The organism is Streptomyces sp. BYX5S, from assembly GCF_054724165.1.
Genome location: NZ_CM138829.1, coordinates 1,977,244 through 1,990,432 on the forward strand (window position 1 = coordinate 1,977,244; position 13,189 = coordinate 1,990,432).

A 13,189-nucleotide genomic window follows, 5' to 3' on the forward strand; every position below is an offset into this window, starting at 1 on the left:
CCGCTACGAGGTGGTGCGGAGCATCGCTGAAGAGTCGTGGCGGAAAAGGAACGAAAAGGCTCGAACTCGCCCACGCGCGCTCGTTTTTGGCCGGAACGCGTGCTTCAGGCGGTGCGACGGGAACCCGATCAACTGAGTGGAGACGCCGGCCCGTTCGTGAGGTGCTTGAAGTGCGAGACCTGGTGGTGGCGCTTGCCGCGCCCGCCGTGATGTGTGCGAGTGGGATCTACGCCGCGTGCGCCGCCTGGTGGCGGCGCCGTAACCCGGCGCCCGAGCCCTGGTCGCAGGCGGGGCTGCGGCTCGCGGGGGAGCGGGCGGTCGCCGTGGCCGAGGCGGTGGTGGCCGATCAGCACGCCCTGCTGATGTGCGACGCCGGACGCACTGGTGCCAAAACCGGGCACATGCGCCACCATGAGAGGTCGGTGACCGGTGACCGGGTCGCCGAAGGCCGTTCAGGGGAGGCAGCATGAGGCTCGGAAAAGCACTCGCCACCGGAATCGCCGAAGAAGCGCCGCAGGACACCGCGAGGCCCGAAGTGGACGAGCTGCCACAGGAGTTGACGACCGAGGCCGCTGCGCGCGACGCCGCACCGGAGCCCGCCGAGGTCCCGGCCGCGCGATGAGGCTCCGGCTTCCCGAGGAGCGTCCGACGGAGCCGCCCACCGGATACAAGATCGCCCACCCCGTGCTCGACGCGGACGGCCGACGCGCCGGCTTCCTCGGAGTCTCCCTGGGCGCCGCCGCGCCCTACCGGGTGCTCGACGAGGCGCGCTGCGTCTACGGGCGGCGGCACCGCGCGCCGCACCGGCGCTGCGACTGCGGTTTCCACTGCGTTCACGAGCGCCGGGACGCCGAAGGGATGCTGGCGCACGCCGAGCACCGCAGGGCGACGCTCCTGGAGGTCTCCGTCCTCGGCCCCTACATCCGGTTCGAGCGCGGCTTCCGCTACGGCCGCCAGCGGGTGCGCACCGCCACCGTCGGGCCCTGCCCGTGCGGCGCCGAGGCCGCCGTGCTGGCCGACGCCGGGTGGGGGCGCGAGGGCTGGTGGGCGGTGGAGCCGGCGTGCGGGGGCTGCGCGGGCGGCCGGGCGCGCTGGACCCTCCAGGTGTTCGCGCGGCTCGCCGGTGACGGGCTGCGGGTGCTCGCCGCGCCGGGGGCCGAAGCGCGCGGAGCCGCCCCCGGCATGCCGGAACTGGCGGCGGAGGCCGCCCTGTTGCAGGCCCGACTCGACTGGTTCCAGGGCCAGTTGGCGCGGCTCGGCCGGGCGATGGGCGGCGAGAAGTAGCGCCTCGGGCGGGGGCGGCCCGAGCGGCCGCGCGTCCGCCCGCCGCGCGACCGGCTCCCTCGCCTGGACGGAGCGCGGGTTCCGGGAGACCGTGGAGCCATGCGACGAAGGCGGCAGTCATGACCGGGTCCCGCGGTGACGGCAAACCGTTCGAGATCCCGCGCGAGTTCGAGGTCGATGCCGCCCCCGAGCAGGTGTGGGAGGCCGTCACGCAGGGCGCGGGCGGCTGGCTGTGGCCCATGGCGTACGAGGCCAAGGAGGGCGGCGAGGGGCCCTTCCGGTCCGTGCTGACCGTCTGGGACCCGCCGCGCCGGCTCACCGCCCGCTCCGACGCCCCGGCCGCGCTCCCGCCCGGCCAGCCCCTCAATCAGCTCGACTGGACCATCGAGCCGCGCGACGGCGGCGGCCGCTCCTGGGTCCGCTACGTCCACAGCGGCGTCTTCACCGAGGACTGGGCCGGTCACCACGACGCCGCCGACAAGCACACCGACTTCTATCTGCACACCCTGCGCCAGTACGTGACGTACTTCGCGGGCCGCCCGGTCGCCTTCGCCACCCTCGACGGCCCCGCCGTCTCCGCGGGGCCCGAGGCGCTCACCGCGGTCGGCCGCGCCCTCAACCTGCCCGCCGACGCCGCGGAGGGCGCGCGGGTACGCGTCCAGGGCCCGGCGGGGCGGGCCCTGGACGCGGTCCTCGACTACCGCGACGCGCACTTCCTCGGCCTGCGCACCGACGACGCCCTGTACCGCTTCTTCGGCCGCGGCCGCTGGGGCGCGCCGCTCGGCATCAGCGTCCACGACTTCGCCGCGGACGCCGACGCGCGGCGCAACGAGACCGAGTGGGGCGACTGGCTGAATCAGCTCTTCGCCTGAACTGCGCCCTACGGGCGGAAGCGCAGCACCTGCGGGTCGTGGTCGCTGATCTGGTCGTGGAACTCGCTGTTGATGTGGACGCTGTCGTACGCGAACGCGTCCTTCGCCCGGATCGACGGGCTGATCAGGATCTGGTCGAGGACCTGGCTGTTGCCCTGGTAGTCGTACGTGTACCGCTCGTGCTTCGGCAGCGACTTGATCGCCGACCACAGCGCACCGCCCGCCTCCAGGCGCCGCGCCGTGCCGGAGAACTCGAAGTCGTTGATGTCGCCGAGCACGATCACGTCCGCGTCCCGCTGCGCGGCGAGGATGTCCTTCGTGAAGGTGTTCACCGCCGTCGCCTGCGCGTGCCGCTGCGTCTCCGAGGAGCGCGCGGGCGGCTGGTACTGGGAGGTCAGGCCCTGGTCGCCGCCCTTGGACGCGAAGTGGTTGGCGACCACGAAGACGCGCTTGCCGCGGAACGTGAACTCGCCGGCCAGCGGCTTGCGGCTGTTCGCCCACGCGGCGTCGGCCGGGGCCACGCGGCCCGGGGAGGCCGTCAGCGCCGCCTTCCCCTTCTCGGTCGTGACGCCGACGGCCGTGGTGGCGTCGCCGCCGGGACGGTCCGTGAACGAGACGCGGTCCGGGTTGAACAGGAAGACCTGGCGGATGTTGCCGCCAGGCTCGCCGCCGTCCTTGTTGTTCTCCGGGTCGATCGAACGCCAGTCGTAGCGCGGTCCGCCCGCGGCGACGATCGCGTCGATCAGCTTGCCCATCGTCGCGCCGGCGGTGACCGTCCCGTCGTTCTTCGCGCCGTTGTCGTCCTGGATCTCCTCCAGGGACACGATGTCGGGCGAGCGCAGATGGCCGACGATCGCCGCCGCGTGCGCGTCGAAGGTGGCGTCGGACGGATCGAGGTTCTCCACGTTGTACGTCGCCACGGCCAGCTCGCCCGACTTCTGCGCGCGCGTCGTCTCCCGTTCGAGGCCGGACTGCCGCAGCGCCCCCAACTCCCGTGCCACCAGCGTGTATCCGCCGTACTGGCTGTAGTCGAGCGGGCCCTCGGTGGTGCCGGTGAGGACGTCGCCGACATCGGCGGCGGGGAAGTCCGCGAGCGCGCCGAGCGACTGTATCTGGAGCCGGCCGCCGTTCTGGTCCTCGTACGAGGCGTAGCGGGTGCCGCCGCGCTTGGTGGGGTTCTCGTGCGGCTTCACCGTGACCCACAGTTCGCCGTACGCGTCGGACGCGGTCACCACCCGCGAGGAGCCGACGCGGACGTTCTGCCCCTCCAGGGACTCGTAGTAGTCGAGGGCGTACGCGCGGGGCCGCAGCGGCAGGCTGTTGACGGAGCCGTTCGCCGCCGGGTCGCCCTGCGGCGTGTACCGGTCGGGGATCGACTTGGCGTTGACGGTCGTGACCGGCACCGGGTTGCCGGAGGAGGTCACGGTGACGGTCGGCTTCGTCAGCTCGGTCACCGACTGGTTGCCGGACGAGGCGCCGCCGGGCACGTACTCGGTGACCGTGCCGGAGACGGTGACGGCGTCGCCCGCCCGCACCGTGGGCGTGGAGCTCGTGAAGACGAAGACACCCTCGCTGGTCGCCGGGTCGGCGTCCGGCCGGGTGTCCTGGAACCAGAAGCCGCGGGACGAGCCGTACGTTCTGACGCCCGTCACCACCCCCGTCACGCCCGTGACCTGCTGTCCGGCGAGCGGGGACGTCCGGGTGGCGCCCTGGATGTCGTGGATGGCGACATCGGCGGCGGCGGCCGGGTGGGCGGGGACGGTGGCGAGGGTGCCGGACACCGCGGCGCAGGCGACGGCGAGCGCGGCGAGGCGCGAGCGGGACAGGGCGGGCTTGCTCGGCATACGGGGTTCCTCCGGGAACGTGCGGTCGGCGAGCGCCGGGACGCGGTGGCGGAGCGGGACCGGGGACGGGGCGGCGCGCACGCGCCGTGGGCCCCCGTCTTCTTCTACGCGCGTCAATTTCCGTCCTCCGCGCGCGAGTTGTCAAGGTTTCCCGGACGTCGGGGACATGAGGGGAACCTGACCGGTACATGAACCCGGCAGCATGGGTGCAAATCCGTCTACGCTTGGCGGTCGCAACGTACGCCCTTGAGGAGAACCAGCCGATGTCAGACAGCTCCCCCCTGCCGCCGGTGCGGCTGCCCGCCGAAGCGGAGCTGGCGCGGGACGCCCTTGCCACCCCCCTGCTGTCCCGCGCGGTGCGGCTCGCCCGCTGGGCCGGTCCCGGGACCCGGGTCGGCGCGGGCGGTGAACTCGTCGAGGAGCAGTTGCCCGCGGCCGCGGCGGAGCTGGGACTCACTGAGGACGAGGACGGCGCCGCGTACGCGAGCGAGGCCTGGCGGGTCGCCGTCGACACCGGCCTCGTCGAGGTCGTCGACGAGGAGGCGGGCACCGTCACCGTCGGCGAGGAGCTCGGCACGCTGACCTCCGGCGGCCCCGCGGACGTCCTCGCGGTGTGGCTGGGCGCGCTCGACACGGTGCTCGCCGACGCGAGCGTCCCGGACCTCGACGACCTGGTCGACGCCATGGAGGACGGCGGCGAGATCGACTTCTCGCAGCTCGACTGGGACCCCGAGGCGGAGTCCGAGTTCCTGGAGGGCGTGCTCGGCAATCTGTACCTGCTGACCGTCAGCGAGGGCGGGGCGGGCGACGAGTCGGTGCCGCTGCCCGCGCTGGCCGCGTCGATGATCGTGCCCGACGACATGGGCGAGCCCACGGACGACGTGCTGGAGCAGGTCTCCGACGCGATGATGCGGCTCGACGACCAGTTCCGGCTGCTCGACCCGATCGGGCTCGTGGAGTTCCAGCCCGTCGACGAGGCGCTGATGGCCGACATCGACTCCGAGGAGGCGGCCGCCGAGCCCCTCGACGAGGCGGACGTCTCCCGGTACGGGATGGTGCGGCTCACTCCGCTGGGGCTGTACGGGGTCCGGGCCCGGATGCTCGACGCGGGGCTCGACGCGCCGGCCGTCGGGGACCTCGCCGACAAGGGCGCCGATGTGCTGCTCGACGGTACGGCGGCGTTTCCGCAGGCCGCGGCGCAGGTCGAGATCGAGGGGTGGCTCGCGCGGCGCGAACCGCTGGCCGCGGCGCGGGAGTTGCTGGGGGCGGCGCGCGGGGCGGACGCGTGGGCGCCGCTGCGGCGGCTGCGGTGTCAGCAGGCGCTGTCGCTGGTCGGGGCTGAGGCGGAGCCGGCGCTGAGGGAGGTGCTGGACGACGCGGAGCTGGGTGGGCTGGCCCGGGTGTGGCTGGCCGAGCACGGGTTCGCGGACGTGCCGGCGCCGTCGCAGGACCTGGTGTTCTGGCTGACGGTCGACACGATCGCGGCGCAGCTGTCCCTCGAGGGGAACTCGGAGGAGTTGCAGGCGTTGGTGGAGGGGCTCGCGGCGCAGCACGGGGGGTTCTTCGCGGCGGCGTGGCGGGTGGAGCATCCGGCTACCGCCGAGGTGTTGGAGGCGATGGGGCGGTTGCATCCTGACAAGAAGGTGGCGAAGGAGGCGCGCAAGGCGGCCTTCAAGGCGCGGTCCGCCGCGGGTGGTTGATTGCGCGGCGCCGTGGTTGCGGACGCGGGGCGCTGCCCCGGGCCCCGCTCCTCAATCGCCGGAAGGGCTCAAAGATCGGGGCTCCGCCCCGGGCCCCGCTCCTCAATCGCCGGAGGGGCTTGAAGGCCGCCGGCAGGGCTTGATGGTGCCCGGTCGCCGCTTGTGTGTGCGGCGGCCGGGCGTGAGGGTGCTAGCAGAGGTACCTCGTCGTGTGTTTGAAGGATGAGGTGGCGCCGTCGAAGCCGTAGGTGCCGCGGTAGGACGGGGGGTTCTGGTATTCGCCGACCACGGTGATCGTGGTGGCGCAGGAGCCCTGGCCCGCGCGTTTGGCGTCCAGGCGGATCGTGTCGCCGAGGAAGCCGCCCGTGATGTCCCACGGGGCACCGCAGATGCCGGCCGTGATCTGGCCGCCGGTCACCACGAAGGGGTGGGTGTTCGGGTTGATCTTCGCGGTGATGGCGAAGGTGACCGCGCCCGCGTTCAGCTCCAGCTTGCAGTCGACGGTCAGGGCCTCGGCGGACACCTCGCGCTGCGTGGCGAACGCCTCGTCGCGGGTCTTGACCTCCGCGCCCTGCGGGTTGTGGAAGCGGTGCTCCGCGCCGGACTGGCTCTTGCCCTTGCGTGCCGATGTCGTCATGACGTCACCTCCTATGCCAGTTGCTCGGAGACCTCGACGCGCAGCAGGGCGCGTACGTTCTCGATGTGGTTCTCGACCGTGACCTGCGAGGAGCCTGCGAAGAGCAGGCCGACCGCCACGTTGTCGAGCGATGTGACCAGCGAACCGGAGTCGCCGCCCGCCGACATGTTCGTGGTGAGGATCTGGTCCTTGAAGCGCGCCGTGCCCGCCGTGCCGTAGTTGACGTCGATCGTGGCGTCGACCGAGATGACCCGGCCGAAGGACACGTTCGTCGTCCGGCCCGTCTTCTTCACCAGGTCGCCGACCGCGACGTTCGCCTTGCGGCGCCAGGCCCGCGGCGGGCCGCTGAAGTACTGCTCACGGGTGGCGTCCTGGAACTGGACCTCGGCGAGCGCGCAGTCGACCACGTTGTTCTGCCGCTCCAGCGGCGTCTGCGGGGCGAACTGGATGGTGATGAAACGGGACAGCGTCGCGATGCGGTCCGCGGGGTCCGTGCCGCCGTCGAACCGGCCGGGCTGGAGGATGGCGCTGCCCAACTGGGCCCGGTTGGAGTCGGCGAGGACGTGGTTGTTGGAGAGGATGTAGAACTTGGCGGGCGTGCCGAGGCCGGGGCCCGGCGGGTCCACGGTGGCGCCCGGCAGGAAGTCGTAGACGACGCTGCCGAGGGTGCCGGCGGTGACGGTCACGTTGCCGACGGAGAAGCCGGAGGGGCACGGCCGCATCCGGCGCACGAGCTGCTGGGGCTCGAAGAGGCCGGGGCCGCTGTACTCCTCCAGGAGCGACTGGCCGGAGCCGGAGTACTGCTGGGCGACGCCGCCGTCGGGGCCGTACGCCTCCTCGGAGCGGGCGCCGGAGGGGCGGCTCTGCCGGCGCTGGGCGGAGACGTGGCCGACGGCCACGATGTCGGTCGGGGTGCCGTCGTCCATCTGACGAGGGATCACATCCCGTTCCGGCAGCAGGGATTCGGGCACCTTCTGGGTCACGAAGACGAGGACGGCCTCCTCGCCCGTCGGCTCGCCGCCGGACCATTTCACGCCGTGGCCGAAGCCGACCACATTGGCAAGGGGCGCCTCGCGCCGCAGGAAGTCACTGGTCGCTTGCTGCCGGGAGCTGTCACTGAGCTGTCCCCCGGCCGGTCCGCGCATCAATTCGGGCTGGCGCACGCCAGACCACCTCTATTCCCCTGACTTGCCGTCGAAGTGCGGGGGAGGGCCCCTCACGACTCGTCGTCATGGGCGTGCACGTCGCCGATCGCGAGCACCCGCACCGGTACCCCGTCGAGCGTGTCGGGGACGACGTCCTCCGCACGGAGCCGGTCGCGGGGCACTTTGCGGGTCACGAAGACGACGATGACGTCCTCGCCCGAGTGCTCGTCCTTCCCGGTCCCGACTCCGGTGACATTGGCCAGCCTCATCAGCCGGCTCTCATGGAGGCCGCGCGCCTGGCGTACGTCCATCGGCCCGCACCTCCGAACTGTCCTCTGCCGTCTGTCTATTGCGGCAGGGCGGACCGGTCAAGGCGTTCCGCGCGAAATACGGAGAGGTCACGTACGGAGGTACGAGGCGCCGTTGAGGTCGAGGACGGTACCGGCGGCCCACTGAGCGGCCGGGGAAGCGAGCCACAGGACGGCGTCGGCGATCTCCTGCGCCGACGCCACCCGCCCGAACGGACTCTGCGCGCGCACCTCGTCGGTCAGCCGGTGCGCCACCCGCTCCGTCTCGATGAAGCCGGGCGCCACCGACGCCACCCCGATGCCGTGCGGCGCGAGCGCCACCGCGAGGGACTGGCCGAGCGCGTGCACGGCCGCCTTCGTCGCCCCGTACGCCGGGTGGTCCGGCTCGCCCTTGAAGGCGCCGCGCGAGCCGACGTTGACGATCCGGCCCGCCGTGCCCTGCCCGATCATGCGGTGCGCGGCGCGGTGGCTGAGGAGCGCCGTACCGAGCAGGTTCACGGACACATGGCTCTGCCACTGGCGCACCCACTCCTCGTACGGGGTGGTGGCAGGGGGGTGCGGGGTGTTCACGGCCGCGTTGTTGACCAGCACGTCGAGGCCGCCGAGGCCCTCGGCCGCCCGGTCGGCGACGGACGCCGCGCCCGCCGGGTCGGAGAGGTCGCCGCCGATCAGGACGTGCCCGGAGCCCTCCAGCGAGTCGAGCGTGGCCCGCGCCTCGTCCTCGCGCGAGCCGTAGTGCACCGCGACCCGGTCGCCGTTCGCGGCGAAGGCGCGGGCGAGCGCCCTGCCCAGACCCCGCGAGGCCCCGGAGACGAGGACCCGGCGGCCCGACGGTTCGACGTTCACGGAATTCACGGAAGTCACTGCAGAGGGCCCCTCGACGTCGGACGGTGTTCAACCGCCGTTTATACGCGAGCGAGAACGTGTGGCCGAAAACAGGGTCAGCCACCCCCCGCACACATCACCTCCACGGGAGACAGCTACATGTCGCTCACTCGCAGGGACTTCACGACACGGTCCGCGGCCACCGGCGCCGGCATCGCGCTCGCCGGCTCCGTCGGCTCCCTGGCCACGGCGCCGAACGCGCTCGCCGCCACCGACGGCGCAGGCGTCGACGTACTCAAGGGCAGGGACAAGGGCGTCGGCTACGGCCCGCTGATCGACGACCCCGACGGCATCCTCGCGCTGCCCGAGGGCTTCTCGTACACGGTCATCACGTACTGCGGGAAGACCAAGCTGGAGTCCGGCGAGTTCACGCCCTCCAACCACGACGGCACCGCCACCTTCCCGGGCCCGCGCGGCGCCACGCTGCTCGTCAACAACCACGAGCTGGCCGGCGCCCGCGCGAACTGGCCGCACCCGGTGCCGCTGACCGAGGGTCTCGTCTACGACCCGATGGCGGCCGGCGGCTGCACCGTCGTCGAGGTCCGCCGCGGCGGGGAGGTCGCCGAGTGGGTCGGCATCGCGGGCACCGCCACCAACTGCGCGGGCGGCCACACCCCGTGGAACACCTGGCTGACCTGCGAGGAGACCGAGGACAAGGCCGGCAAGAACGGGTTCACCAAGGACCACGGCTACGTCTTCGAGGTCGACCCCGCCGACCGCCGCGCCAACCGCTCGCCGAAGCCCATCAAGGCGTTCGGCCGCTTCGCGCACGAGGCCGTCGTCATCGACCCCAAGCGCGGCCACGCCTACCTCACCGAGGACGCCTCGGGCCCCAACGGCCTGCTCTACCGCTGGGTGCCGCCGAAGGGCTTCGAGCACGGCCGCGGCAAGCTGCGCACCCTCGCCGACGACGCGGGCGTGCTCCAGGCGACCCGCTGCTTCGACTCCGGCGGCCGCTTCGTCGACGACCTCTCGCGCGCCACGAGGATCGGCACGACGTACGGCGTGGACTGGGTCGACGTCCCGGACCGCGACGCCAAGTCGGTCTCCACGCGCAAGCAGTTCAAGGACGGCGAGATCACCCGCGCCCGCAAGCTGGAGGGCATGTGGTGGGGCGACGGCGGCGCGTACGTCGTCTCCTCGTTCGCCCGCGAGGAGAGCCCCGTCGCGCACGACGGACAGGTCTGGTTCTACGACCCCAAGCGCCGCACCCTCACCCTGAAGGTGCTGCTCGGCGTGAACCCGGACCCGTCGAAGGACGGTGCCTTCGACGGCCCGGACAACATCACCGTCTCCCCGTACGGCGGTCTGGTCATCTCCGAGGACGGCGAGGGCATCCAGCACCTGTTCGGGGCGACCGAGAAGGGCCGCACCTACCCGATCGCGCGCAACGAACTGAACATCGGCACCGAGGAGGAGCCCGAGTACAGCGAGATGACGGGCGTCACCTTCTCGCCCGACGGCTCGACCCTCTACGCCAGCATCCAGAACCCCGGCATCCTGCTGGCCATCAAGGGCCCCTGGAAGCGCCAGCGCTGAGCGGTCACTGGAGCGGGTCCACCGGCGGCGCCTCGCGCTCCGCGGCGATCCGGTGGACCCGCCCCCGCACCACGTACCAGCCGATCGTCAGGCACGCCGCGATCGGGATCAGCATCAGCACCGTGTCGCGGCCCGCGCCGTCCTTGTCGAACCACATCATCACGATGACGGCGAGCAGGAACGCGATCGTCGTCAGCTCGATCCACGGCGAGGCCCACAGCCGGAACGCGGGCCGGTGCACCAGGCCCTCCCGGGCCCGGCGCACGAACACCAGGTGACAGAGCATGATCATGACCCAGGTGGAGATGACGCCGAGCGAGGAGATGTTCGTGACGATGGCGAACGCGTCCTCCGGCAGCCACGCGTTCAGCGCCACGCCGAACAGCGCCACCGTCGCCGTCAGCAGGATCCCGCCGTACGGGACATGGCTGCCGCTCATCCGCGCCGTGAACGACGGGGCGGAACCGGCCATCGACATCGAGCGCAGGATGCGGCCGGTCGTGTAGAGGCCGGAGTTGAGCGAGGACATGGCGGCGGTCAGCACCACCAGGTTCATGATGCCGCCCGCCGACGGCACCCCGATCTTCGACAGGACGGTCACGAAGGGGCTCTCGCCCGCCGAGTACGCCGTCCACGGCAGCAGCAGCGTCAGCATCACGACCGAGCCGACGTAGAAGATGCCGACCCGCCACATGATCGAGTTCACGGCCTTCGGCACGACCTTCTCCGGCTCCGCGGTCTCGCCCGCCGTCACCCCGACCATCTCGACCGCCGCGTAGGCGAAGACCACGGTCTGCGTGATGAGGACGACCGGCAGCACGCCCAGCGGGAAGAAGCCGCCGTTGTCGCTGATGAGCGAGATACCCGGGTCGTGGTTCCCGTCCACGGGCTTCCCCGTGACCAGGAAGAAGATTCCGATCAGCAGGAACAGCACCAGGGCCGCCACCTTCACGATGGCGAACCAGAACTCCATCTCGCCGAAGCTCTTCACCGAGATCAGGTTGATGGTCAGCACGATCGCGAGGGCGACCGCGGCCAGCACCCACTGCGGGATCGACGTGAACATCGACCAGTAGTGCACGTACAGGGCGACGGCCGTGATGTCGGCCATCCCCGCCGACGACCAGTTCAGTACGTACATCCAGCCCGCCACGAACGCGCCCCGCTCACCGAGGAACTCGCGCGCGTAACTGACGAAGGAGCCCGACGAGGGCCGGTGCACGACCAGTTCGCCGAGCGCCCGCACGACGAAGAACGCGAACACGCCGCAGATCGCGTACGCGAACGCGAGGGCGGGGCCCGCCTTGGCGAGATTGCCGCCCGCGCCGAGGAACAGCCCCGTGCCGATCGCCCCGCCGATCGCGATCATGCTGATGTGGCGTGGCTGGAGACTCTTGGCGTAGCCGAGGTCACCGGCGTCGGTGACGCCCTCGGCGGTGATCGGGTCGTCCAGGTGGGGGTCTTCTCCCGCGGGTCCGCTTTGATGGCCTTTGTGCATGTTCACGCCCGGCACTCTCGCAAATTAAGCGCCCGCCGTCGCAGCTACGCGCCGCAGCCGGGACGGGGCGGGAAAAGTCCTCGGCAAAAGTCATCGGTAAGGGAACGGTAAAGCGGGGTCGCTCGTTACCCCTGTCATGACCGCTATGACTCCCGGCTCGAACATCCCGCTCACGGCTCAGCGCGTGACGGTGGACGTCACGGCGCCCGTGCGGCTCGACGTATCGGGCCTGCTGCTCACCGCCGACGGCAAGGTGCGCTCGGACGACGACTTCATCTTCTACAACCAGCCCTCCGGGCCGGGCGTGACCTACACGTCCGGCGGGGGCTCGGCGCCCGACGCGATCACGGTGGACACCGCCGCCGTCCCGCCGGGCATCGAGAAGATCGTCGTCACCGCGAGCCCGGACGCCGCGGGCCAGACGTTCCAGGGCATCGAACCGACGGCCACGATCCGCGCCGCGGACGACGGCTCGGTCCTCGCCACGTTCACGCCGCCGCAGCTCGGCGGGGAGACGGCGCTGGTGGTCATCGAGGTGTACCTGCGCAACGGCGCGTGGAAGGCGCGCGCCGTCGGCCAGGGCTACGCCAACGGGCTGGCGGGCATCGCCACGGACTTCGGCGTCTCGGTGGAGGAGCCCGCCGCCCCGGCGGCCCCGACCCCGGCCCCCGCCCCGCAGGCCCCGCCCGCCGCCATGCCCGCGCCCACCACGCCGCCCGCGGACCCGCGCACGGCGCCGCCCGCGCCGGTCACCGCGCCGCCCGCCGCCGCGGCACCGGCCCCGGCGCCCGGCACCGGCAAGATCAACCTCGACAAGGGCCGCGTCTCCCTCCAGAAGAACCAGACCGTCTCCCTGGTGAAGGGCGGTCAGCCGCTGCTGTCCCAGGTCAAGATGGGCCTCGGCTGGGAGCCCGCCTACCGGGGCAAGGACATCGACCTGGACGCGTCGGTCATCGCGTACGGGCCGCAGCGCAACCACATCGACAGCTGCTACTTCGGCAAGCTCTCGATCGTCGGCGGCGCCATCAAGCACTCCGGCGACAACCTCACGGGCGAGGGCGGCGGTGACGACGAGGTGATCGTGGTCGACCTCGGCCGGCTGCCGCAGGAGGTCACGGGCCTGGTCTTCACGGTGAACTCGTTCTCCGGGCAGAAGTTCACCGAGGTCGCCAAGGCGTACTGCCGTCTCCTCGACGCCGCGACGGGCGAGGAGCTGGTCCGCTTCGACCTCACGAACGCCGAGTCCCAGACGGGCGTGATGATGGCGAAGCTCATCAAGCAGTTCTCCGGCGAGTGGGAGATGACCGCGATGGGCGACTTCGTGAAGTCGCGGACGGTGCGCGGCATGGTGAAGCCGGCGGCGCAGGCGCTGTAGCCCGCGCGGGCGGGCGGTGGCAGACGCCAACCGTTCACCCGTATGGAGGCACTCGGCGTATCCGGGCCTGTTCCGGCCGCGGCCCTTCATGAGGCCGCGAAA

At 71.9% G+C, this 13,189-nt stretch carries 13 protein-coding genes; 7 read left to right on the top strand and 6 right to left on the bottom strand.

What is annotated here, in order from left to right; all coding sequences use genetic code 11:
• Positions 1-170 precede the first annotated feature (170 nt).
• From ACYBSK_RS08915 to ACYBSK_RS08930, 4 genes are all read left to right on the top strand, one after another.
• Positions 171-470, top strand: coding sequence for a hypothetical protein (locus tag ACYBSK_RS08915; protein ID WP_460245712.1), 300 nt, complete (start codon positions 171-173; stop codon positions 468-470).
• Positions 467-622, top strand: a complete 156-nt coding sequence (locus ACYBSK_RS08920; protein WP_460245713.1) for a hypothetical protein — start codon at positions 467-469, stop codon at positions 620-622. Before ACYBSK_RS08915 ends, ACYBSK_RS08920 begins: the two co-directional genes overlap by 4 nt.
• The gene (locus tag ACYBSK_RS08925; RefSeq protein WP_460245714.1) at positions 619-1,284 is read left to right on the top strand and encodes a hypothetical protein; all 666 of its coding nucleotides are present in this window, start codon (positions 619-621) and stop codon (positions 1,282-1,284) included. The genes ACYBSK_RS08920 and ACYBSK_RS08925 overlap by 4 nt, the downstream gene beginning before the upstream one ends.
• A gap of 119 nt (positions 1,285-1,403) precedes the next feature.
• On the top strand, positions 1,404-2,156 hold the full coding sequence (locus tag ACYBSK_RS08930) for an SRPBCC family protein (RefSeq protein ID WP_457476341.1): 753 nt from the start codon (positions 1,404-1,406) through the stop codon (positions 2,154-2,156).
• Between the two features lie 8 nt (positions 2,157-2,164).
• Here ACYBSK_RS08930 and ACYBSK_RS08935 read toward each other — a convergent pair whose 3' ends face one another.
• A complete protein-coding gene (locus ACYBSK_RS08935; protein ID WP_457481689.1) occupies positions 2,165-4,000 on the bottom strand; it encodes an endonuclease/exonuclease/phosphatase family protein in 1,836 nt (611 codons plus the stop codon).
• 263 nt (positions 4,001-4,263) lie between these two features.
• Here ACYBSK_RS08935 and ACYBSK_RS08940 point away from each other — a divergent pair, with 263 nt between their 5' ends.
• Positions 4,264-5,700: a hypothetical protein gene (locus tag ACYBSK_RS08940; protein ID WP_457476342.1), complete on the top strand. Its 1,437-nt coding sequence runs from the start codon at positions 4,264-4,266 to the stop codon at positions 5,698-5,700.
• A gap of 190 nt (positions 5,701-5,890) precedes the next feature.
• On the opposite strand, the gene ACYBSK_RS08945 is transcribed toward ACYBSK_RS08940, so the two are convergent.
• From ACYBSK_RS08945 to ACYBSK_RS08960, 4 genes are all read right to left on the bottom strand, one after another.
• On the bottom strand, positions 5,891-6,337 hold the full coding sequence (locus tag ACYBSK_RS08945; protein WP_457476343.1) for a hypothetical protein: 447 nt from the start codon (positions 6,335-6,337) through the stop codon (positions 5,891-5,893).
• Between the two features lie 11 nt (positions 6,338-6,348).
• Complete coding sequence (locus ACYBSK_RS08950; RefSeq protein ID WP_460246985.1) at positions 6,349-7,482, bottom strand: chymotrypsin family serine protease; 1,134 nt, start codon at positions 7,480-7,482, stop codon at positions 6,349-6,351.
• 71 nt (positions 7,483-7,553) lie between these two features.
• Entirely contained in the window at positions 7,554-7,793 is a 240-nt protein-coding gene (locus ACYBSK_RS08955) for a hypothetical protein (protein ID WP_457476344.1), read from the bottom strand.
• A gap of 87 nt (positions 7,794-7,880) precedes the next feature.
• Positions 7,881-8,636 (bottom strand): SDR family NAD(P)-dependent oxidoreductase, encoded by a 756-nt coding sequence (locus tag ACYBSK_RS08960; RefSeq protein WP_460245715.1) that lies wholly within the window; start codon positions 8,634-8,636, stop codon positions 7,881-7,883.
• 138 nt (positions 8,637-8,774) lie between these two features.
• Here ACYBSK_RS08960 and ACYBSK_RS08965 point away from each other — a divergent pair, with 138 nt between their 5' ends.
• Positions 8,775-10,214: an alkaline phosphatase PhoX gene (locus ACYBSK_RS08965; protein WP_460245716.1), complete on the top strand. Its 1,440-nt coding sequence runs from the start codon at positions 8,775-8,777 to the stop codon at positions 10,212-10,214.
• Positions 10,215-10,218: 4 nt separating this feature from the next.
• Here the strand turns inward: ACYBSK_RS08965 and ACYBSK_RS08970 are convergent, their stop codons facing one another.
• Positions 10,219-11,712, bottom strand: a complete 1,494-nt coding sequence (locus tag ACYBSK_RS08970) for an amino acid permease (protein ID WP_460246986.1) — start codon at positions 11,710-11,712, stop codon at positions 10,219-10,221.
• 145 nt (positions 11,713-11,857) lie between these two features.
• Here ACYBSK_RS08970 and ACYBSK_RS08975 point away from each other — a divergent pair, with 145 nt between their 5' ends.
• Positions 11,858-13,087: a TerD family protein gene (locus ACYBSK_RS08975; RefSeq protein WP_460246987.1), complete on the top strand. Its 1,230-nt coding sequence runs from the start codon at positions 11,858-11,860 to the stop codon at positions 13,085-13,087.
• Positions 13,088-13,189: the final 102 nt, after the last annotated feature.